At 47.1% G+C, this 22,092-nt stretch carries 16 protein-coding genes; 8 read left to right on the top strand and 8 right to left on the bottom strand.

What is annotated here, in order from left to right:
- Nucleotide 1: 1 nt before the first annotated feature.
- The 3 genes from QHH00_00510 to QHH00_00500 all read right to left on the bottom strand — a co-directional run bounded on the left by QHH00_00510 (nt 2) and on the right by QHH00_00500 (nt 6,378).
- A complete protein-coding gene (locus tag QHH00_00510) occupies nt 2-4,348 on the bottom strand; it encodes a hypothetical protein (GenBank protein ID MDH7507866.1) in 4,347 nt (1,448 codons plus the stop codon).
- Nucleotides 4,349-4,537: 189 nt separating this feature from the next.
- Nucleotides 4,538-5,029 carry a KEOPS complex subunit Cgi121 gene (gene cgi121, locus QHH00_00505; GenBank protein ID MDH7507865.1) on the bottom strand — a complete coding sequence of 164 codons (492 nt, stop codon included), beginning with the start codon at nt 5,027-5,029 and terminating at the stop codon, nt 4,538-4,540.
- A gap of 128 nt (nt 5,030-5,157) precedes the next feature.
- The gene (locus QHH00_00500; GenBank protein MDH7507864.1) at nt 5,158-6,378 is read right to left on the bottom strand and encodes an anion transporter; all 1,221 of its coding nucleotides are present in this window, start codon (nt 6,376-6,378) and stop codon (nt 5,158-5,160) included.
- On the opposite strand from QHH00_00500, the gene QHH00_00495 reads away from it, so the two are divergent.
- The 3 genes from QHH00_00495 to QHH00_00485 all read left to right on the top strand — a co-directional run bounded on the left by QHH00_00495 (nt 6,353) and on the right by QHH00_00485 (nt 9,642).
- Nucleotides 6,353-7,600 carry a homoserine kinase gene (locus QHH00_00495; protein MDH7507863.1) on the top strand — a complete coding sequence of 416 codons (1,248 nt, stop codon included), beginning with the start codon at nt 6,353-6,355 and terminating at the stop codon, nt 7,598-7,600. The genes QHH00_00500 and QHH00_00495 overlap by 26 nt on opposite strands.
- The gene (gene thrC, locus QHH00_00490; GenBank protein ID MDH7507862.1) at nt 7,601-8,830 is read left to right on the top strand and encodes a threonine synthase; all 1,230 of its coding nucleotides are present in this window, start codon (nt 7,601-7,603) and stop codon (nt 8,828-8,830) included.
- Nucleotides 8,831-8,949: 119 nt separating this feature from the next.
- A complete protein-coding gene (locus QHH00_00485; GenBank protein MDH7507861.1) occupies nt 8,950-9,642 on the top strand; it encodes an ATPase domain-containing protein in 693 nt (230 codons plus the stop codon).
- Here the strand turns inward: QHH00_00485 and QHH00_00480 are convergent.
- Both QHH00_00480 and QHH00_00475 read right to left on the bottom strand, forming a co-directional pair.
- Nucleotides 9,639-11,837, bottom strand: a complete 2,199-nt coding sequence (locus QHH00_00480) for a DEAD/DEAH box helicase (protein ID MDH7507860.1) — start codon at nt 11,835-11,837, stop codon at nt 9,639-9,641. The two genes, QHH00_00485 and QHH00_00480, sit on opposite strands and share 4 nt — an antisense overlap.
- Nucleotides 11,806-12,735, bottom strand: a complete 930-nt coding sequence (locus QHH00_00475; GenBank protein ID MDH7507859.1) for a DMT family transporter — start codon at nt 12,733-12,735, stop codon at nt 11,806-11,808. Before QHH00_00475 ends, QHH00_00480 begins: the two co-directional genes overlap by 32 nt.
- Before the next feature lie 131 nt (nt 12,736-12,866).
- Here QHH00_00475 and lonB point away from each other — a divergent pair, with 131 nt between their 5' ends.
- The 5 genes from lonB (at nt 12,867) to QHH00_00450 (ending at nt 18,337) form a co-directional block, all read left to right on the top strand.
- The gene (gene lonB / locus QHH00_00470) at nt 12,867-14,852 is read left to right on the top strand and encodes an ATP-dependent protease LonB (protein ID MDH7507858.1); all 1,986 of its coding nucleotides are present in this window, start codon (nt 12,867-12,869) and stop codon (nt 14,850-14,852) included.
- Nucleotides 14,853-14,936: 84 nt separating this feature from the next.
- Nucleotides 14,937-15,461 carry a nicotinamide-nucleotide adenylyltransferase gene (locus QHH00_00465; GenBank protein ID MDH7507857.1) on the top strand — a complete coding sequence of 175 codons (525 nt, stop codon included), beginning with the start codon at nt 14,937-14,939 and terminating at the stop codon, nt 15,459-15,461.
- Nucleotides 15,462-15,469: 8 nt separating this feature from the next.
- Complete coding sequence (locus QHH00_00460) at nt 15,470-15,949, top strand: nicotinamide-nucleotide amidohydrolase family protein (GenBank protein ID MDH7507856.1); 480 nt, start codon at nt 15,470-15,472, stop codon at nt 15,947-15,949.
- Nucleotides 15,950-16,788: 839 nt separating this feature from the next.
- Nucleotides 16,789-17,628: a hypothetical protein gene (locus QHH00_00455; GenBank protein ID MDH7507855.1), complete on the top strand. Its 840-nt coding sequence runs from the start codon at nt 16,789-16,791 to the stop codon at nt 17,626-17,628.
- A 4-nt stretch (nt 17,629-17,632) separates the two neighbouring features.
- Nucleotides 17,633-18,337 carry a KaiC domain-containing protein gene (locus QHH00_00450; GenBank protein MDH7507854.1) on the top strand — a complete coding sequence of 235 codons (705 nt, stop codon included), beginning with the start codon at nt 17,633-17,635 and terminating at the stop codon, nt 18,335-18,337.
- A 4-nt stretch (nt 18,338-18,341) separates the two neighbouring features.
- On the opposite strand, the gene QHH00_00445 is transcribed toward QHH00_00450, so the two are convergent.
- The 3 genes from QHH00_00445 to QHH00_00435 are packed head-to-tail and all read right to left on the bottom strand — an operon-like array spanning nt 18,342 to nt 22,082.
- Nucleotides 18,342-19,454 (bottom strand): GNAT family N-acetyltransferase, encoded by a 1,113-nt coding sequence (locus tag QHH00_00445; GenBank protein MDH7507853.1) that lies wholly within the window; start codon nt 19,452-19,454, stop codon nt 18,342-18,344.
- A gap of 47 nt (nt 19,455-19,501) precedes the next feature.
- On the bottom strand, nt 19,502-20,887 hold the full coding sequence (locus QHH00_00440) for a radical SAM protein (protein MDH7507852.1): 1,386 nt from the start codon (nt 20,885-20,887) through the stop codon (nt 19,502-19,504).
- Nucleotides 20,877-22,082, bottom strand: coding sequence for a glycosyltransferase family 4 protein (locus tag QHH00_00435; protein ID MDH7507851.1), 1,206 nt, complete (start codon nt 22,080-22,082; stop codon nt 20,877-20,879). Before QHH00_00435 ends, QHH00_00440 begins: the two co-directional genes overlap by 11 nt.
- Nucleotides 22,083-22,092: the final 10 nt, after the last annotated feature.

The following is a 22,092-nucleotide window of genomic DNA, read 5'->3' as shown; positions in this document are numbered from 1 at the left end:
GTCAGGATTTCGACTCTTGCACTTCGATCTCGAAGGTACTTTCAAATCTGTAGTTTTCATCGGAGAACGCAGGTTTAAAGTTAAGTTCAAGTGCGATCGGTAAAACGCCACTTCGCTTCGGCATGATCTTCAGGTCTAGAGACACCTCTTCTTGTCCCTTCATCCATTCAATTGTCAGCGGGCCTTTCACATCAAGATCGCCGTGGAATTTCAATGCGATGTCTCGTACCATCGCGATTGCCTTGTTACGCAAATGTATTCTTGCTCCTGTCCATTGACCGGCAATCGGCTCTCCGAGAAGATCCATGTCAATCGTAATTTCTGGGATCAGCATTTCGATTTTATTTTCAAGAGACGAAATAGCATTTTTTAGGTCCTCAATCATGATGTCAATTTCCTGTGGGCTCCATCTACTGGCTCTAATAAGAACATCTTTGCCCTCTTCAACTGGTATTCCCCTCCTCGAAGCTTCAGTAATGAGTTGTGTGAGTTTTTCCTTTGTATTTTCAAACTCCTTATATTTTTCGACTGAAATGCCGATACTCTTTTCGACCTTCTCTAACGCTTCGATTGCTTCTCCATAAGATTTCGTGTCGAGCGATTCTTTTGCTGTTGCGATAAAAAATTCACTCAGCGACACTTCTTTTCCAGCCTTTTTCTCCTTGTCAATTCTCTCTCGCAGCTTCGTAATCCTGTTTCCTATTTCGTGGAATAACAGGGATTCAATTGCTTCCGTTTTCTTCTCAATGACCTCGAGATTCGGTGCCCCTCGTTCACCCATTTCCATTTGACCGATATCCGATCCTAATTGAAGAACTTCAGTTTCGGATGACAGCTGGCTGAGCAGTTGGTAAAGAGAATGCAGCTTTTTCATTTTTTCTTTTGCTAATGAATTAAGTTCTGATGTCGCGCTGATCATAGCCCTCTGAATCAGGAGGGCTGCTTTTTCAAATTCAAGCCCTTGGAGCGCTTCCCTCGCGGATTTAACCTTCTCGGAGAGTTCACTAATATCCCGGCCATTTTTCTCGAGAAGTTCAATCAATTTCTCAGTCTTATGAATTTCATTTAGTCTTTTCTCGTATGATTCCAAGATCGATCGCAAATCTTCCGAACACCGCATCGCGATCGCGAAAGCCTCGGAGAAAGCGCCATTCCTCATTCTTTCATCGGCTTGGGAGATGAGCTTCTCAACGTGCTCGATACGAAGGCCAAGCTCCTTTGCTCTCTTCGCTTGTTCTTTGACCTCGTTGATCGTTTGTGTGCTCATCTGTTTCTGCTGCTGAATTCTCCTTATTTCGCTCGAAAAACGATCGATCAATGTTTTAGCCTGTCTGAAATGCCACCTCTCGATTAGATAATCGACTTCATTGATCGATGACCTCGCGGCTTCGAGGTCGATACCTTTGAGGCCCTCCTTTCTGCAGAATTCTTCGACTCCTTCCAGTTCATTTTTGATCCTAGTCGTAGCAAGTTGCGAGGCTTGCTCGGCGGCTTTTCTTGCCAGTTCCGACGCTATGATGAACTTCCCAATATCCCTAAGGTTGATCGCTTGGCCCAGCGAATTGCGTGCTGAGGTCACATCAATGCCGAGCGATGCGACTTCGTCAATGACTCTCTCAGAAATCTGAATGTGCTCGTTCGCTCTTCTCTCCATGACAACATTTTGATCAATTTCAGCTTTTGCAAGGTCGAGAGCCTTGAGTGCGTCGTTGAACCTGCTTTCCCATAAGAGTTGTTCTGCTTTTCTTATAATCTGATCAATATTTCTGACGTCTCGACCAGACTTTTTCGCTCGTGCGATCTGCGATTTGAGATTCTCGATTCTCATAGAAATCTCCCTGATGAGGCTGGTCGTCGCGATCCGCTCAGCCTCTCCTGATGCATTGAGGGCCTCAAGGTACCGTCCCATTTTTGCGTTTGCCTCTGCGTCTGCAATCATCTTTTCGACCGGTGATGTCTCGAGGCCGATTCGTTTCATAATCGCAATCAGATCTCTGACAAGTGGTATCCTGCGCGTCGCTATGAATGGAGCGACGATTTTTTCTGTTTCGGAGTAGCACTTGGTGAGGACAGTCTTCGCCTCTTCATACTTGCCAGTCTCAAACAATCTCTTACCCTTTGTTAGAAGTGTCACTGCCTCGGAAGTGTCCTTGCCTTGCTCCTTTGCCTCTCTCAACAAGCTTGAGATTTCTACAATTCTATCGTAAATCTCAGTATGAAGCGCTTTTGTCTTATTGAGCAATTCTCCCGTTTCCTTAATAATATTGAATGCTCGCTCGAAGTCCTTTGCATTGATCGCCAACGACGCCTCCTCGGCTAGGCGATCAATCTGTTTGACCTCAACGCCATTTCGTCGGGCTGATCCTATCGAGCGGATCAATTTTGTCAATTCCCTCGTTAATTCATCAGCAACGATTGAACTTGCAAAATTGATGACATCGATAATGATTCTAAACGACTCCGATGTCTCACCATTATCACGAAGTTGCTCTGCGCTCTTCAGTTTTTCAGATAGAGTGATGCTCACTGCACCAAGACGTTCTGCGAGATCGAGCAATTTCTTCGCTTCTTGGATCTTGTTTGACAGAGATTCTTCTTCGCTCTTCCGGAGGCTCTCAATAGCTGCCTGTGCAAGATCGTATGCCTTTTCGAATTCTCCATTTTCCAGAGCAGCTGTCGCATCCGCGATCATTGATCTCGCAGCGGAAACATCGACATGCTTCGAACGATCTTCCACGTACTTCTGGGCCGTTGCGATCATCGCTTTCGTAGTGAGCTTCATTTTTTCATTGATCATTTCATTACAACGTTTAATCGACGCAGCAGCTTCGATGTAATTTCCCTCTTTGATCGTCTTGATGATCCTATCAAGGAGAGCATGTTCCTCGGTAAGGTCCGCACCCATCCTTACCGCAGTCGCGGCCTTCAATTCGAGATCCATGACGGCCTTAGCGAAATGCTCCTGAATGGCTCTATTCGCTTCTTTTTGAGCAGCCTTAAGTTTCTCTACAGCCCCGCTGAAATTCCTGGCAAGAACAAGTTCTCTTGAGTCATTCATCAACTCCTTTGCGCTTCTCAAATCTGCTGGATAGAGACTACCGATCAAAAGAAGCTGCCTCGTCTTTGAAAGTTCTCTCTCCACTTCTTTGTAGCCTTCGAGCGCCTTTTCTAAAATCCCGTCAGCTTTGCGAACGAAATCGATTGCACTTTCAAAGTCTCCGCTCTTAAATGATCCTTTCGAGGACTCGAGGAGTGCTAAAGGCTGGTCTAAATCAACACCTAGTCTTTTCGCAAGAACGAGCTTGGTGCGCAGGCTCGAAATAAGTCGTACGAGATATGCCTCCTCGCCCTTTGAAATCACATTTTTCAAATCCTTTAGGGCTTCTCTTGCCTCGGCAATCCTTTGCGTACTTACGAATTCGAGCCCGTTTTGTATCAATTCTTTAGCGCGTCCAGTCTCGATACCGTTCGTTTCGAGAAATTCCACCCTTTTCCGTATTCTTTCCAAGGTTGATCGGATACCAGAATTCAAACGATTCTGAACCTCTATCTCACCCATCTTGATGGTTCTGAAAGCACGATCATAATCTCCTTCTTCGATTTCCTTTCGAGCCTGCGCGATGATTTTGTCAACAGGTGAAAAATCGATCCCAAGTTCCTCGTAGGTCGTCCTGAAGTCAAGGATCTTCCCAACCTGCAGTTCAAGATGTGAGTGGATAAGATTTTTGATCCTATCAAAGCAGGCGTTGAGTTCCTTAATCGTAGATGCATACTGCAATTCATCAAGCCATTTCCTCGCATGTGCGAGCATCTTCCTCTCTTCATCAACGCCTATTCCGTTTGATTCTGCGAGGAGCAGTAGTGATTGCACTTTGCCGAAATAGTCTGCAAGTTTCCTATTGACATATTGTTCAGCCTTATTCCATGCAGAAGTCACGCTTGAGAGCGCCTCTTTTAATCTCTTTTCAGCAATAAAATTTCTCGTTTTCTGTATTAAATTAATGATCTCCTCGTAATCCCTTTCCCCCCTCTCAAATAGACTCAAAAGGTCAGTAATCGACGATATGACTGCTTCGACTTTTTCGGCTTTTGTCCTCTCAGTCGCCTCGATGCTCTTTATTGCCAGACTGAGAGCCGTCTTGAAGTCTCGATTGGAAAAGGCTTCCTTTGCTTCCAAAAAAAATCGCTGAGCATCCGCTGACTGGGTATCGAATTCTCTGAGACTGGCGAGGGCCTTTTCTGCTTCATCTATTTTTTTCTCGGCCTCTTCGCGATTCCTCGCAGCTTCTCTTGCTTTCTGTTCAAGCTGTCTAGCAAGCTGAAGCTGACTGATGTAATCGCCAGGCAAATCCCTTCATCTCCACGTACGTGTCGATCTTCTGAGGTTCTGGGTGATTCGAATCGCTAAACTTATTGACCCTTTAATTCATTAATCTTTTGACTTGATTATCCAAAATTCGAAATGCTTTTCTCGTTACCAAATAGCCTCCGCACTAAAATCTCCATTTTTGATTGCTTGAGTACTCTGCTGAATCTTTTATTTCTTGATAAGGTCGACGAAGGCTACTCTTTCAAGTACAACATCTGCGAATTCTGTCGCGCTCAGCGTTGAAATTTCGCTTTCATCGATTCCGAATCGCCTCAGTTTCTCGATTGTCGGTTCAAGCACTGAATCATCGTGTGATAAACCCAAATCTCTGATAACTTCTTCAGGGTGGGGACAGTCTAGAAAAACGATTGCAATTCTCTGAGAACCCTTTGATATCCCCATCTTTTCGACTGCCTTTGCGAACTGTCTTTCGCCAGAAGCATAAATCAAAATCTCATTTGAAAGATTCGAGGAAATGTTCTCTCCACGCTCGAATGACCTGATCGCGTGAAGGGTGGCGGATAACAAGTGATCCCTACCGCATACGAGATCGGCATTCAGTGGGATACCTATCCCCCGCTCTAGGTTCTGGAGGGAAGCAATCAGTCTGTTTGGGTCGTCGACATGACCCCTCGCGCCTATGATCGTGATCTCCGTCACAAATGCATCGAATGCAACACCCTGTTAAAAACACTTCTCCGCCTCAGGAGGCATTTTTGGCAAGAGATTAATTTCTGCAATTTAGTGCATTGTCACTTTGATTGAGGGAAAACGTCTGCAATCAACTCCTATAGTATCGATAGAAAGAACCAGTAAACGAGTACATTGATCAATGTCAAAGGAAATCCCACTTTCGCAAATTCGACAAAAGAAAGAGTCTCTCCCCTCCTTTCTGCGTTCTGTATGATGATCACATTACTCGCGGCGCCGAGAATGAGGAGGTTTCCAGCAATCGTACTCCCAGCCGCGAGTGCCATTAAACCGTGCGTGGATATCCCAACTTCGGAAAGAAGGGGAAGATATAGGGCGACATAGGGAACGTTCGAGATAAATTGGCTCAATACGACACTGATCATTAGAATCACTGGAACCGAGGCGATATCGAAGCTCGATCCAACCAGCAGCGACTGAAAGAATCCAGACTGCCAAACACTTGCCATCAGCACGAACATCGAAGCAAAGAAAATAAGGGTGTACCAGTCAATGTTCTTCAAAATCTTCATCCGTTGGTCGCTGATTATAATTATCGGCAACATCGCCACGAGTGCTATGTAGGTCAGCCTGAATTCTCGGCCAAGGTCTGCAAAGGAAAGAGCAATTCTGACGACGACGAGAATGAAGATCAATGCCAGCGAAATCTTACATGCAAGGGCAAGGCGTGGGTCTGTCACTGGCGATTCGTCGTTATTTGACGTCTGTTTCTTGAATTCATCTCGATAGAACAGCTTCAAAACAATGTAGCAAATAAATAAATTGATGAGTGTGGGAACCGCTAGATAAGAAAAGAAAGTGACAAACGGACTCTCGATTCCTCCATTGATAGCGACGAGGAGATTCTGTGGGTTACCAATCGGACTCATGACGCTACCTGTTGTAACGGAGAAAGCGAGCGAAAGCAAGAGAAGCTTTGGGGACACATTGAATCGTGATGCAAAGTGAAGAACGAGTGGCGTGCCAATGATCGCAAGGGTATCGTTCATGAGAAAGGCGGAGAGTGTGCCAATAGTGAAAAGGATCAAGAGGATGAGTTGATCGACATTTTTCGCTCTCTTAAAAATTTTGTGTGCGAGATAAAAAAGATAACCACTCTCATAGAGGGCCTCACCGACAACAAACATTCCGAAAAGGAAGAGCATTACGTCGATATCGATTGAAAGGAGTGCGTCAATCGGACTTATCTGGCCTGTGAGAAGCACCGCAACCGCTCCGAAAAGCATAATCTGCCATATCTTTAGGCGAAATTTCCCGACCTGGCGTATCGCGATGAGGATGAAGACGACGAATAACACGATGACCGAGATGCTCAGGTCTGGGGCGTTCAGGGTCTCACCGGAGGGCGGTCGGATAGATTCGATTGGGTTAATAAATTGTTCTGCAGGAGTTGAAGTTGTTATAAAAAAGCTGTATTCGCATCAATATATCGCTGATAGTCCCGTTCGTGCCGATTTTCCTGGTATTGGGCGCCGGGTCTTTTTCCATATGATCGGCCAAAAAATAACAAATACTGTAAGAAAGTTTTATTTCCGCAAATTGATCTCCACAGCTCAGTCTTCCAAGATCAAGGTGTACTTGATGCGTTACGATAAGGTCACGGTAATCGCGCCTGCCACTCTTTCGAATATTGGGGCGGGTTTCGACATATTTGGTCTCGCTCTTGGTGAACCATATGATATTATCGAGGCACAACGTACGGTCAGAAAAGGTGTTTTGATCACCTCGATTAGCGGATCCGATAGCAAACACATCACCCCAGACCCTATGAGAAACTCAGCCGGTATCGCGGCAATGGAAGTTCTGAAGGCTGGGCGTGCTGATTTCGGTATCGAGTTGGTGATCAGAAAGGGAATCAGGCCAGGTAGTGGTATCGGGTCTTCGGGCGCATCTGCCGCTGGAGGTGCATTCGCGGCGAATCTTCTCCTGGAAAAACCCCTGCCTGCGGAGAAACTTGTCATCTGTGCGGCGAGAGCCGAGGAGGTGACTTCAGGCGGATTTCACGCAGACAACGTCGCACCAGCCATCCTAGGCGGATTCACAATTATCACTTCATACGACCCATTTGAGGTAGAGCGGGTCGATCCACCAGCCGATCTCGGTATTGCAATTGCTATGCCCGAAGTCTTCATTTCTACAAGGGAAGCGAGGAAAGTCATACCAGAGAAAGTGGAACTGAAGAAGCTCGTTTATCACGTCGGTCATGCGTCAGGTCTGGTGCTTGGAATGGTGAAGGGGGACATTGGGCTTATAGGTCGCAACGTAAGGGACAGCGTCATCGAACCTTCGAGAGCACATCTTATTCCGTATCTCCGCGAGGTTGAATCGGCTGCTCAGGAGGCAGGTGCATGCGCGGCATTTCTTAGCGGTTCGGGTCCATCTATTGCTGCTATGTTTGATGTGCAGAAGGTCAATGGCGGATCAATTGCCAACGCGATGAAGAAGGTTTATGAGACCAATGGTATCAGGTGCGACACATGGGTGACGAGGCCAGGATCTGGTTGCAGGAGGATCGAGTAAATGGTGTACGAGATCAGGTGCTGGGAATGCGGCGCCATTATCGAGGACCCTTATGCTGACAGTTGCATGAAATGCGGGGGTCTTCTCGACATCAAGGTTGATCTTTCTTCTTTAGAAAATATCGAACCATACACACTTAGGCGGAAACCATTTGGTGTTTGGCGGTATGCCGAATTCCTCCCTGTCGCGGAGGAGAAAGCAATCACCCTAAAAGAAGGCGGAACGCCACTCTATGACTGTCGGAATCTTGCCCAGATCGTGGGTATCAATCGACTGTATGTCAAGTATGAAGGCGCTAATCCGACGGGGTCCTTTAAAGACCGGGGGATGACTGTAGGCGTTACGAGGGCGGTGGAAATCGGGGCCAGGATCGTAGGATGCGCATCAACTGGCAACACATCAGCTTCTCTCGCAGCATACGCCGCTAAAGCAGGTCTCGATTGTGTCGTGATCCTCCCCGCGGGAAAAGTCGCCGCAGGAAAGCTTGCTCAGGCAGTTTTCTTCGGAGCAAAAGTTATCTCGATTGATGGTAGCTTCGATGACGCATTGCAAATCGCGAGAACGCTGGCTGCAGAGGGTTATATTTACTTACTTAACTCGATCAATCCTTTCAGACCAGAAGGACAAAAAACTGTCGCATTCGAAATCATTGACCAGCTCGATTTTCAAGTTCCCGATAGGATTATTCTTCCAGTTGGAAATGCCGGGAACATTTGGTCGGTTTATAAGGCGCTAGATGAATTACACAGCATCGGTTTGATCGACCGACTTCCAAAACTTATTGGCGTTCAAGCCAGTGGCGCAAAACCAATTGTTAATGCGTTTCGCGAGGGGCGGAAGGATTTCACGGCGGTCGAACATCCTGAGACGATCGCGACGGCGATCAGGATCGGGAATCCAGTCAGCGGGAAAAAGGCCTTGAAAGCGATTTATGAAACGGATGGTTACGCTATTGAAGTAACGGATGAGGAGATACTGGACGCGCAGCGAATTCTTGGCAAGGCCGAGGGTATAGGCGTCGAACCGGCGAGTGCCGCATCGATTGCCGGTCTTTTCAAAATGGCACATCTCAAAGAAATCGAAAAAGATGAGATTGTGGTCTGCATTTGTACAGGCAATGTGCTCAAAGATCCTGATACGATTATGAAATCTTTTGGTAAGATTGAACCTGTACCAGCAGATGTCGATCACGTGAAAAAGATCATTTCAGGGGTATCACACTCACTATGAAATGGGATTCGAGTATTTTGGTTTAGTCCAGCGATTTCTTGATACTTTCCATAGACAAATGATATTTAGCTACGAAACCTATTTTCATCAGGACCAAAATGAACGAAAACGAGCGCCGAATGAAATTTAAAACCTACATAAATGGCTTCGATGAAAATATCGACGGTGGCATTCCACAGGGGCATATCGTTCTTATTGCTGGCGAAACTGGCACGATGAAATCTTCCATCGCTTATTATATCCTTTTTATGAACGCAAAGCACGAAGGCGTCAACGGTCTGTATCTCTCTCTTGAACAGAGCAGGAGAAGCCTTCTCCGACAAATGGAAAAGATGGGATTGCGAGGTGAGACGAAGGGCTGCGTCGAGATTCTTGATATGGGAGAGTTACGGAAAAAGGCAGAAGGGCCTAATTGGTTTGATACTTTTCGATTTGCTGTCAATGAGATAAAGCGTAGAATGAATTATGAGTTATTGGTAATCGATTCCCTTGGCGCTCTCGAGATCATCTCGAATTTTACGAGACCCCGGGAAGATATGTTCAGACTGTTTGAATGGCTGAGATCTCTCGATATCACGACCCTTATTATTTCTGAAATGCCCGTGGGGCACTTCACTTGTTACGGGCCGCACGACGCGGATTTCCTGGCCGACGGGATCATTCATCTCAGGATGACTGAGGAAAAAGAAGGAGAGGTATTGAGGAAGATAAGATGCGTTAAAATGAGAGAAGCCGATCATGTGACAAGCTACTTTTCGCTTCTTAAGAAGGGTGATCAGTTTAGTGTCACCCGTGCGATGATCGATTTTTAAAAATCCGTTAACTTTCGTTGTCCTTCTATTGTCGTCTCCCTTTCAACACGCAATTCTTTTGACGGCGCTATCAGTCCTGGTTTTCCGGCCGGCTCTACCTGTGCTTTGATGCTACGGGCGAGTGCCTCACCTATCCGTGGTACGCGCGCAATTGCATGAAGCTCTGCATTCCTCAGATCGTCGAGTGTCTTGAAGCCGCTATTGAAAAGCATTCTTGCCCTCACCCTCCCGACACCCCGCAACTTCACGAGATCAAGGAGCTCCTTTCTCACCCCATACCTTACCCTGGTGACAAGATCATTTAGCGCAGGGTACGCCTCTCTGTTAAAGATATTCGCGAGTTCCCTCATCGAATATAAGAGCCATTCAGCGATCTCAACTTTGTTCCTGAGGTCACCTGGTCCCATATTGTATTTCTCGAGGATTTCCTCCTCGCCAACCTCCTCGACCCACTCCTCAAGGGCGCACGCAGTTTTGAGTTCTGATAGATAGAATTCATACTCGGTCAGATCTTCTGGCGGAGGGATCAAGAGTTCATTTTTTCTCAGTGAATAGATCTCCTCAATTGCTTCATATTCTCCCCGTTTGAGGTACATATGCCTCATATCGGGCGTCGAGCAAATTGCATGTAGGAGTCCAAAATCAGACGCCCCCACCTTATATGCTTTCAACGCGTCTCTTAGTCTCACCGCTGTTAATGGGTCGATGTAAAGATCGGAGACCCTCCTCCCAAAAAAGGTCGGGAGAATTCCCCCGTTTACCCTTATCATCCCTTCTTTTTCGAGAAAATCAATGATTCTCTCCGCCGCGTCGCTCAAACCTTCAATGCTCACCTGATGCGCGAAAAATGTCATGCTGAAGAAACTCATCAGGGTCTCCATCGAATTCGCAACGCCCGTCGCGATCGCCGCGAGGATATGACTGCGCAGAACGGATTCATTGCCGAGTTTTGAAAAGATTTCCTCGGGTTCGCCAAGAAGATAATTCTCCATCAGAAAACTCATTTCGCCTTCATTGCGTGCAATAAGCACCGCCTCACCGTACGGATCGAATCTCGGTCTTCCAGCACGCCCACACATCTGCTTGATTTCTAACACAGGTATGGAAACGTTGCCGACGTCGGATTCGTAGCGGTAGACATCCCTGATGACGACCATTCTGGCCGGCAGATTGATCCCTGCAGCGAGAGTCGGAGTCGCGACGATGCACTTAATCGTGCCGTTCCTGAAGCTCTTCTCGACAAGCTTCCTCTGCTCATTCGTCAAACCAGCGTGATGAAAGGCGATGCCCTTCTTCATGCAGCTCTTCAGCCGCTTGCCGACCGACGTTGGCTCATCTTCGTCGATGAGGTCATCTAGACCATCGATTTCCACACGATCTTTTATGATCTCTTTCATTTTCGGAGCATATCGGACAGCAAGGGATTCTGCGGACTTCCGTGTATTGACGAAAATGAGACACTGGCCACCAGTGAGGATCGCGTCAGAGATTAGGCTCCAAATGATATCCCCACGATCTCTTATCTCCCTCACTGTGTTGTCGGTGAATTTAATGATCCCTCCGCAGAGAACACCCTCTTTTAATGGCACCGGTCTCCAATTGCTAGAGATGTGAATCGCGTTTAACCAATCGGCGAGTTCCTTCGAGTTTTTGATAGTCGCGGAGAGGGCAATGATTTGTATGTTTGGGTTGAATAATCGGAAGCGGGCAAGCGTGATCTCGAGGGTCGGTCCACGCTCAGGATCGTGGATGAGGTGGATTTCATCGGCCACAACAAGCGAGATTCTTTCGAGCCATCGACTTCTATGGCGAAGTAAGGAATCCGCTTTTTCAGATGTCGCAACGATAATATCAAATCTTTCGAGCTCGGGATCAGGCGTATCAAAGTCGCCCACGGACATTTCCACTCTAATTCCCAGTTCCTCGAACTTCTTCAGGTCTTCGTATTTCTCTGTTGCGAGTGCTCTAAGCGGAACGATGTAAAGGACTTTTCCGCCACGCTCCAATACATGCTTGAGTGCCGCGAGATAGGCGACCAGGGATTTTCCACTGGCAGTCGGAACTGCGAGCACGAGACTCTTGCCTGCCAGCGCGTAGGGGAGCGCCTCCGCTTGCGGTGGATATAAATTGACGATCCCGTCCTTTTTCAAGACTTTGACGACATCATCGGGAATTCCGAGCTTTTCCAACGTCATTTTTCTTTTCTCCATCACCTAAAGGATTATATTGAGAAATGGCCACACCCGCTATAATAAGTATGGCAAATAGGGCGGTTTTCAAAGTGACCGTTTCCCCGAGCATCGGAATCGATATCATTGTCGAGAACAAGGGTATCAGATAAAGGAAATAGGAGATCGAGCTCAGACTTTGTTCCTTTAATACCTGATAGTATAGGAGAAACGCGATGCAACCTGGGAAAAGCGCGAGAAAGAGGATGATGAGAACGATATCTGGAGGAATCGCCACACCATTATTCTCCTCCAATGGAATTGCAAGAGATAGGATCAAGGAACCTGTAATGAGGCTCCAACAGTTGACGATCGCTGGTTCATTTGTTGCCAATTCTTTCTTTGCGAGAACGCCGGAGAATGAATAAGAGACGGCGGAGGTAAGCACGAGCAAATTCCCGATCATTGCTCCATGCTCGAGACCATTGTCCTCGCCCCTTACTAACAGGATCGTTCCAATGAGAGCTAAAATAAGACCAGCGACTTTGCGCGGCGTTAATTTATCGCCGAGTATGAGCACCGCAAGCACGATCGTAAATGCAGGTCCAGATGCCTGAATGATGGACGAGAGGCTTGCGGTCGTATACTGCAACCCCAGATTGAGTGCGGCATTTGGAAGTGCGATGCCAATAAATCCAAGTAATGTGAGCTTCTTCCAGTTATCGGAGAACTTCTGTATAGTCTCCTTTTTCCCACGTATCGTGACAACGATAAGGAACATGAAAGATGCCGCGACCAGGTAGCGTATCGCGGCGAGTGTGATGGGCGGGAGATAACCAATACATAATTTTAACAGCGGGAATGAAGACGACCACATGAGAACTGCTGCGAGTAAGGCAAGGGCACTTGATTTTTTCCCCATCATTTGGTCAGGTGAATCGACTTTGGATACTTAATGACGTCCCCTGTCATCAATGTCTTTTCCATTAAATTGAATATCTGGATCACGATCAAAAGTCAAAAACTTGGGGAAATGCTTAATTAGTGGTAACAGATATGAGTGAAACGAGTCAAGTGGATATGACAGACGAGAGACCTGTTGAAGAACTCCCTGATGTTGACGAATGGATCAAGACGCAGAATTTCACGACGACAGCCGACATCAAGATCCCGGAAAAGCTCGCCGATCAGGTTATCGGGCAGGATGCGGCCGTCGAGGTGATCAAGAAAGCAGCCGAGCAGAAGCGCCACGTCATGCTGATCGGTGATCCAGGTACGGGGAAAAGCATGCTGGCCCGGTCAATGACTGAATTCCTCCCAAAGGGTGAACTTCAGGACGTCATCGCCTATCACAACCCAGAAGATCCAAATGAACCCAAGATCAGGGTTGTCCCTGCCGGAAAAGGAAAAGAAATTGTCGCAGCGCAGAAGCGGGAAGCGATGCAGCGGAGGCAGCAGAAGGCATCAATGGTGACTGGAATCGTTTTCATGATCATCATCCTCACAGTTATCCTTTATATCCAGTCAGGGATGCATGATCCTGGTATCATTCTCATTGGGATTGTGGCAGCTGCCATCATCTTCTTTGCTATGAGGTATTCTGGCACGAGGCAGGAGAATATCATGGTGCCGAAACTCCTCATATCTCATGAAGAGGGGGAGATGCCACCGTTTATCGATGCAACGGGAGCACATGCTGGCGCGTTGCTCGGCGATGTCAAACACGACCCCTTCCAGAGCGGTGGTCTTGAGACACCCGCGCATGAGAGACTCGAGGTCGGTGCGATCCACAAGGCGTCCAAGGGCGTTCTTTTTATCGACGAAATCAACATGCTGAGGATTGAGTCCCAGCAGAGCCTGCTCACAGCGCTCCAGGAGGGGAAGTTCCCGATCACTGGTCAGAGCGAGAGAAGTTCTGGTGCGATGGTGAAGAGCGAGCCTGTTCCATGTGATTTCATTCTTGTGTGTGCTGGTAACCTCGATGCCGTCCAAGGAATGCATCCAGCGTTGCGGTCGAGGATTCGTGGGTACGGTTACGAGGTCTATATGAAGTCGACGATGGACGACACAAACGAGAACAGACAAAAGCTCATCAGGTTCGTGGCACAGGAGGTCGCGAAGGACAAGAAGATTCCCCACTTCGACAAGAGCGCTGTTGCAGAAATTATTAAAGAGGCACAGCGCCGGGCTGGAAGGCGTGGACAACTGACCCTCAGGTTGAGAGAGCTAGGGGGGTTGATCAGGGTCGCTGGTGACATCGCGCGAGAGGAAAACAAGCCGATTGTAACGGCCGATCACGTCATAAGGGCAAAGAAAATTGCGAGAAGCCTTGAGCAGCAAGTCGCGGATCGCTACATTGAGATCCGAAAGATGTACAAGACCTTCGTGACGGAAGGGTCTGCGGTCGGCGTTGTCAACGGGCTCGCCGCGCTCAACACTGAGTCAAGCATGGCTGAATATTCTGGTGTCGTACTCCCAATCGTTGCTGAAGTGACTCCAGCACAGACCAAAAACGGTGGGAAGATCATCGCAACTGGCCGGCTTGGTGAAATTGCCAGGGAAGCAGTGCAGAATGTCTCGGCACTCATAAAGAAGTATACAGGCGAAGACATCAGCAACCATGACGTGCACGTTCAGTTCGTCGGATCGTACGATGGTGTTGAGGGTGACAGCGCCTCGATTTCCGTCGCAACGGCGGTCATTTCAGCCTTCGAGGACGTACCTGTTGATCAGTCCGTTGCAATGACTGGAAGTCTCAGCGTGAGAGGCAAAGTCTTGCCTGTTGGCGGGGTGACCGCGAAAATTGAGGCGGCAGCAGAAGCTGGGATAAAGAAGGTTCTTATTCCTAAGGAGAACATGAAGGACGTTGTACTCGAAGAAAGGTACGTCGGCAAAATCGAAATTGTGCCAGTGGAAAACCTGAGTGAAGTGCTAAGCCACGCGCTTGTTGGTGGCACGAAGAAGGAAGGTCTGTTGAGGAAGCTCGCTTCAATGGTAGAAAGCGCGACTGTGCCTGGCACTGGAAGACCTACGACCCAGTAATTTTTTTCAATATATTTTATATCGATTTGCTAGAAAATTTGAATATCCGGTGCATCATTTCGTTATTGCTGGGAGAGGAGATCTGTGGACAGCGATGATTTCAACAGCTTGATCATAGGACGTTTTCAACCATTTCATAAGGGACATCTAGAGGTTATTAAGACAATTGCAAGAGAATCTGACTATGTTACCATTGGTATAGGCAGTGCTCAGTATTCCCACACCTTCGAAAATCCTTTCACTGCGGGAGAGCGCCATCTCATGATTTCGAGGGCACTCAGAGATGAGGGAATTGAAAGGTATTTCCTTGTCCCGATCGTGGATATTAATAGATACGCTGTGTGGGTTGCACACGTCGTTTCGATGGTTCCGCCATTTAGGGCCGTATACACGAATAATCCGCTCACCAAACGTCTCTTTCAGGAGGCAGGATTCGAGGTGAGGGCCGCGCCGCTTTTTAACATTGAACTTTATTCCGGAACAGAGATCAGGAAGCGGATGTTGGCGGATCAGGAATGGAAACACCTCGTTCCTCCTGCTGTTGCGGATGTCATCGAGGAGATCAGGGGCGTTGAGAGAATCAAGGATCTCATGAAGGGCTTGCATTAGGGTTTCTTATGGGGCTCGGGGAAGAGCTTGGATGTAGACTAAGAAAAAAGGGGAAAACGATTGCCGTTGCGGAGTCGATGACAGGGGGACTCGTTGCGAGTCTCATTACCGATGTGCCTGGGAGTTCCGATTATTTTGTTGGTGGCGTTGTCGCCTATAGCAACGAGATGAAAACTAAGCTGCTAGGCGTCAAGCCGTCGACCCTTGAAAAGTTCGGCGCTGTTAGCGAACAAACCGCGATGGAAATGGCAAAGGGCGTCCGAGAAATTACTGGTGCTGGTATCGGTTCATCGCTCACCGGCATCGCAGGGCCAGGCGGTGGCACAGACAAAAAACCGGTTGGTCTTGTATACTGTGCTGTCGATCTTGGCGACGATATAGGGGAGGTAAGAAAGGCAATCATCGAAGGCAATCGATTAGAGGTGAAAAGAAGGGCGGCCGAACTCCTTATCCGCATGGTAATTGAATGCTTGGAAAGAATCGGGTAATGCGGAAGACTGGTGCTCGAGGATCGTTCTTGTCTTGTGGCGTTTGAGAACTTGCTATGAGAGAGTTATTGCGCGAACCAATGATTGTAGAAGAGATTAATGGCAGTTTGAAATTATAATATCATCGTGATATTTATTTCATTATGAGTTTACTTAAGCAACTGGATCAATAGGTGTTTGGCAGCTAGAACGATAAATTCTCTTTCTAGATGCAAAGACCAACTTCAATATCAATATCATCACCTCCATCGGAGAATTCCCATCGACGAAAAATCGTGGAGCATTGTGCAATTCGCATAGGGGATCGCAAACATCCACGAATTGATTTTAAAGAATATGTGATGGATGGCGAGAAAACTAACCCATGTCTTTCGTAGAAGTAATGGAGGTAGCGATAAAAGGGTGGCCATTGAAGTCGTAGCTGAAAAACGCTGTCGTGGACTGATGTTCATCATCTTTGAAAGGAGATTTTATTCTCTACCACTTGCCGGGAAAATTTCTGCCCTGAGATTTCATTCGGGAATGCACCTAATTTTGTCATTCAATCACAATAGGGGTTTTCAATATTCGCCAACTGGCCAATAGATAATTTTAAGATGGCGTTAAGGGGGTTCTTTGGAAAAATCAATCTTGAATTTCTCAGGACCGATATAAATGACATGAAAATGGAGATTAGGGGCCCATGATCTCCGAGTAGATACTTTTGAGAGTATGTCTGGGGTCTAATTTTAATGACTATTTATAGAATTTCAATCGAGTAATCCGACAATCCTTTGACCAACACGGACAGAAAATTCTTTAAGCCTGCACTCGAATACATTTCCAGTCAGGTGTAGGGAATGGGTGCACTCGTTAAGAGAATACCTACTGGTGTAGCTGATTTTGATTCAATCATCAAAGGCGGCTTTCCTGCCGGTTCTGTTGTCCTTTTGTTAGGGGAGCTCGGAGCTGGTCAGCAGGAATTTGCATTGACCTCTGCCGCCAAACTCGCCCTCGTCAAAGAATACCCTGAGACAGCTAATTTTTTCCTCGGCCGAAACGTCGATACCCGGGATTTGCCGGACCGATTATGTTATGTAACCTTCTCCCGATCGCGCGAGGAAATTCTCCAAGAAATTGCCGTCTCCTTCAACGTGGACTTCTACAACGCATTTGCGAAGCATGTCATTTTTAAAGACTTCTCTGGTGCTTATTTCAGGCATACGTTGGTCCCAGCGACATGGGCAGGCGAAGAAGCGTCCCTGTTCAAGAGCCAGGTGGAGGACAATCTGCTTGAGGGGTTAGTGAACTTTCTCGATGAAAACGCGCCAAATAGTCTCGTAATAATCGATTCAATCACCGATCTTGCTGTCAACGCGAAGATTGAGATCGCGGATTTGGTCTCAGTTCTACGCGGGATGCAGAGGGTCTCGAAGAAATGGGGAGGGATCATTTACCTGATTCTCACTCAGGATATACTGGATCAGCGCAAACAAAAGATGATCATGGATAGCGTTGATGGGGCGCTCGTGTTTGAATGGAGTAAATTCAGTCATTCCTCGAAGAGACAGCGATACCTGTATGTTGAGAAATTCATGAGTATTCTTCCTCACCTGGATAAGGAAAGGATCGCGCGATTTGCGACCGTCGTGACCGCCCAGAGCGGTTTGGTTGTCATCGATACGGAGCGGGTAGGGTGATCACTTGGTTCAAGATGAAAGGGTGAAGACTGGAATAAATGGCCTCGATGAAATGCTCAACGGCGGATTTCCGCGCGCTCACACGATTGTCGTCATGGGTTCGTTTGGGACAGGAAAGACGACGTTCTGCCTTCAATTCCTAAACGAGGGGTTGAAAAATGGGGAAAAGGGCATCTATATCACACTCGAGGAAGATGAACAGTCGATTATTGAAGATGCAAAATCGTTTGGATGGGATCTGAAACCGGCGATTGACTCAAGGAATCTCGTCGTTGTGAAGCTGGAGCCAACAGATGCGAAGACGACGATCTCGAGGATTAAGAGCGAGCTCCCTGACTTCATAAAGTCCTTCGGTGCGCGAAGGATCGTCATCGATTCAATTTCCTTGCTAAATATGCTGTTCGAATCGGAGCATGAGAAGCGCACGAACCTCTTTAACCTCGCCCAGATGATAAAAAAGACTGGAGCGACATGTGTCATGACAGCAGAAGTCAAGGACAATAACCCTCTCGCATCGCGGGACGGTCTCATAGAATACACGGCAGATGGTGTAATCTCGCTTCAGTATGAAGAATCTCCAGATAAGGGCGAAATAAGGCTGACCCTGAGAGTTCTCAAAATGAGGAGGATCAATCATTCAAGGCGGGTGAAGCCCTATTCGATCACAAACAGGGGCATCGAGGTTCACGCTGGCGCGGAGGTCTTTTGATACCTCATCGATAAATTTCTTTGAGCACTGAGTCCTTTATTTTCGTTTTTTGCACGAGCGCCCGTATCAATGGAAGGTTTGCAAGTTTCGAGAGCGTGGCAAGGCCACCTCTCATCCCATGAACACTCAGAAGATAGCGGTCTTCCGCTCCCATTCGATACTTGAATTCCTCTGCTCCTTTTGCGAAGTCCAAATACTTCTTTCCCTTGAGTTTCAGATCCTTCATCGCGAGATATGTCACAATATTACCTGGAGAATAGTCGAGATATTCGTCATTCACCCCGACCCTGTATGCACGCACACAGGCCCTATCGTCAAAACAAAGGAGCTGAGCTGCCACCTCGTCATCGATGATCAAATTATAGCATACTCCGCTTCCAGCCGCAGCCATTTTCATTGATATTCTCAAAAGAAAGTCGGCAGCGTGTTCATCGGAGAAAATGCTGCCTCCTTTCTTCTCCCATCTTTTCCTGTGTAATTTGATGTATGTATTGATTGACTCTTTGATTTGATCCGGGCTTTCTGCTATCTCAAATTGCATTCTGTTCTCATTTTTAAGAATTGACATCATCTTTCTGATCGCTCTCCGCGTCCGTTTGCCAATAAGCTCAATCGGATCGTCGGCCAGATAGATTCTAGTAAATGGACATGGTGTTGTAAGAATATCGTTAGTCTTCCATTTTGATGGAAGCAGCTGACAAAGACTCCTTGAAAAAACGGTATTTCTCATATTGGCAAGCTCGAGAAGGTGCCAATCTAATTCATCGATCATTCCGACTGTCTCGATAGCTGTCTTCTCATCAGAAACGCGTCTGAGGACATCGAGGTCATAGAGTTCGATCGCAGATCTTTGGTTGCCGATTAACCAAAGTTTGTCTAAACTCATGTTCATGACCCTTATCTTTGAAGCGACAAACGGGAGTATGATCTTGATCTGTCCGTTCTCTCTTAGCACGGTAATGTGAGGTGCTGCGAAGTGCTTGAAACATTCAAGCCAAGTAATAGACCATTCAAATGATGTGAAGATTGAACCGCGACAAGACTCTCTGAGAGATTCCCAGTCATCCTGGAGATCAATGATTTCTTCGATTCTCGAGAGGGTTTCTATTTGTTTCATTCCCAGCACCTTGACATTTGAAGATTGTGCCAATCAACGGCCGATTATCACGATCGAATTTTCGCGATGAATCGAAGCGCTCTAACGGGGGAGGTGAATGGGTTCTTGGAAAATTCTTTCCAGTAGCTTCTCAGCCGGACAAATTTCTGAATTCTTTCAATCATTTTCACGATCTCTTCTGCGGGCGCTTCCGAAAAGTTCCGCTCATAAATTGCTCGGACGAGTACATCGGATCGTTTATCCCATTCTAGTAGGGAATCTGGCTCTTTAAACCCTTTTTCCTTAGCGACCTCGAACATTTCTGTCCCTGGGTATGGCATGTACACCTTGAACTCGACACCGTCCGCTCGGATTTTCTTGAGGAATTTTTCAGTCGCCTTTAGCTCACTTCTCGTCTCATATGGTAGTCCAAGCATGATGAATGCAAAAGCATCCATCCCAGCTCTTTGTACCATTTCAAACGCTTCCCTGATCTTATCGATGGTGACCCCCTTTTTCATGAGATCGAGAATGCGCTGCGAACCTGATTCAACGCCGATGAGTACCTGTCTGCATCCTGCCTCCTTCATTTCCTTCAGAATATCAGGGTCCAAATCCTTAGCTCTGGCTCCACAATTCCATATGATGTCGAGCCCTCTTTTCTTCACAATTTTGCAAAATTCGTAAATCCTCTGCTTGTCTTTTACGAAGAGATCGTCCTCGAAACTGAACGCATCAATACTCGGCTCAATCCGAATGATCTTCTCGATTTCTTCGACAATTCGCCCAGCACTTTTTCCGCACCACGCGTACCCCCACATAGCCTTGGTGTAACAGAATGTGCATGAATTTGGACATCCCCTGCTTGTTGACATTGGAATCGAATTTCTGCCATAGAATGGGGCAATGTACTTCCTGAGATCTCCTAGCCCTTCCCACATCGGTAAAGGCAAGTCATCGAGTCTCAAAATTCTTTTTCTCGCCCTTGTCATAGTAAGTCTGCCGTCGCGAAGAAAAGCAATGCCGTCTACCTGCGTGAAATCCGCATTCCTTTCCAGCGATCTACATAAATCGAGCATCGTTTCTTCGCCCTCCCCTATGACAACAAAATCGACTGGCGCATCCTTCAAGCACAATCCAGGAAGCGATGTCGGTCCAGGACCTCCCCATACAACAGTCGCACCGCTTTCTTTAGCCCAGCGACTGACGGTAATGGCCCTTGAGATAGAGGAGCTTATTGTCACGGTAATACCAACAATCTGAGGCCCATAATGGTCAAGAGCAGCCCTGTGATTTGCGTCGAGCGGCTCTCCGCACCAGTCAAAAAGATTGACATCGAAAGAGTTGTCGCGCAAATATGCCCCAATATGCAAAATCCCCAACGGCGGGCTAATCCCAACCATCTTCTCTTCTGGTCCAAATCCTACATTTATTAATGCGATCTTAAGTGACATTTTCCCTCAGCTCTTCAATTACTCTGAAATACGATTCCAAATAACGCTCAGGCGTATGATACAGTTCGTAGCGTCTTAACGCATTCGCAGACATCTGGGATCTCAGTTTTTCATCGTTTTCAATTCTTCTGAGAGCGTCTTTGATCTTTTCAACAGTCGGCTCACAGACTATACCACATTCAGGATCTGTAACTAGTTCTGGTAATCCACCTCTGTTGCTTACAACGAGCGGTTTCCCCATAGATAATGCTTCGATGCATGAAAGTGGAGAATTCTCAACACAAATCGAGGGGGAGACAAAGCACGTCGCGGACTCGAGTTCTTCTATTAGCTCCGATCGCGAAAGGTAACCAAGGTATTTCACACGGCCTTTCGTTTCAGACGCTTTTCTAAGCACAAGTTTTTCCAAATGACCTTTTCCCGCTACATGAAGGTCTGAGTCAAGACCACCGCCGCAAAAACACTCCAGCAATAAATGTAATCCCTTGTGCTTTTCCAGGACTGAGGCAAATAGGAAAAAAGGGGCTCCGTCCGATATCTCTGATGTTCTGCAAGTATTCCTTGGAGCGAAATTGGGAAGAACGGTTGGATCGATCCCCATGTGCTTTTTCAAGACTCCGCCCATGTACCTAGAAGGCGCGAGGATAATATCGATTTTCGTGAGTGCGTTCCTGTATTCCTGATCTCTCCAAAATTGGTATGGTCTCAAGGACTTAGCTGAACACTTCATGCACGATGCCTTCTCGCAAATGAATCTCCCAGCATTCATTAAATCATTTCTCTGACATATGAGCCAGTGGTCGTGTGCAGTGTAGATTTTCATCTTATTTGGGATCGTCAGGATCTTATAGCCGAGGAGAGAAATGTTGTGGAAGTGTACCCACTCTGGATCTATCTCAGTCATGATATGACGGAGCGTTCTTTCAACAGCACCGTTTCTCCCCGTGAGATAAGTAGCAACGGTTGAGATGACTGGATAGTTTGTTTGGATCGAATGCAGATGGACAAGATCGCCTTGATGTCGCTCGCGAATCCTGCCCTGTTTGAACGCATACGCATCAATGCTGTGAAGAACATGCACCTCGTGACCCCTTTTTGCGAGCTCCTCTGCGAGGTACTTCACATGGACGGCATCCCCGCCGATATGAAAGGGCGGATAGAATGTTGAAACCATCAGAATTTTTCTTGTCTCCATCGTCTCCGAT

The organism is Methanomassiliicoccales archaeon (assembly GCA_029907465.1).
In the GTDB taxonomy this organism is placed as follows: Archaea; Thermoplasmatota; Thermoplasmata; order Methanomassiliicoccales; family JACIVX01; genus JACIVX01.
This window is presented reverse-complemented; position numbering and strand designations above follow the sequence as displayed.

Excerpts from the sequence above, each read along its gene's own strand:
- QHH00_00495 (MDH7507863.1), top strand. The coding sequence starts at position 6,353 with ATGAGGATGAAGACGACGAATAACACGATGACCGAGATGCTCAGGTCT.
- thrC (MDH7507862.1), top strand. The coding sequence starts at position 7,601 with ATGGTGTACGAGATCAGGTGCTGGGAATGCGGCGCCATTATCGAGGAC.
- QHH00_00485 (MDH7507861.1), top strand. The coding sequence starts at position 8,950 with ATGAAATTTAAAACCTACATAAATGGCTTCGATGAAAATATCGACGGT.
- QHH00_00480 (MDH7507860.1), bottom strand. The coding sequence starts at position 11,837 with ATGACGTTGGAAAAGCTCGGAATTCCCGATGATGTCGTCAAAGTCTTG.
- QHH00_00475 (MDH7507859.1), bottom strand. The coding sequence starts at position 12,735 with ATGATGGGGAAAAAATCAAGTGCCCTTGCCTTACTCGCAGCAGTTCTC.
- lonB (MDH7507858.1), top strand. The coding sequence starts at position 12,867 with ATGAGTGAAACGAGTCAAGTGGATATGACAGACGAGAGACCTGTTGAA.
- QHH00_00460 (MDH7507856.1), top strand. The coding sequence starts at position 15,470 with ATGGGGCTCGGGGAAGAGCTTGGATGTAGACTAAGAAAAAAGGGGAAA.
- QHH00_00455 (MDH7507855.1), top strand. The coding sequence starts at position 16,789 with ATGGGTGCACTCGTTAAGAGAATACCTACTGGTGTAGCTGATTTTGAT.
- QHH00_00445 (MDH7507853.1), bottom strand. The coding sequence starts at position 19,454 with ATGAAACAAATAGAAACCCTCTCGAGAATCGAAGAAATCATTGATCTC.
- QHH00_00440 (MDH7507852.1), bottom strand. The coding sequence starts at position 20,887 with ATGTCACTTAAGATCGCATTAATAAATGTAGGATTTGGACCAGAAGAG.
- QHH00_00435 (MDH7507851.1), bottom strand. The coding sequence starts at position 22,082 with ATGGAGACAAGAAAAATTCTGATGGTTTCAACATTCTATCCGCCCTTT.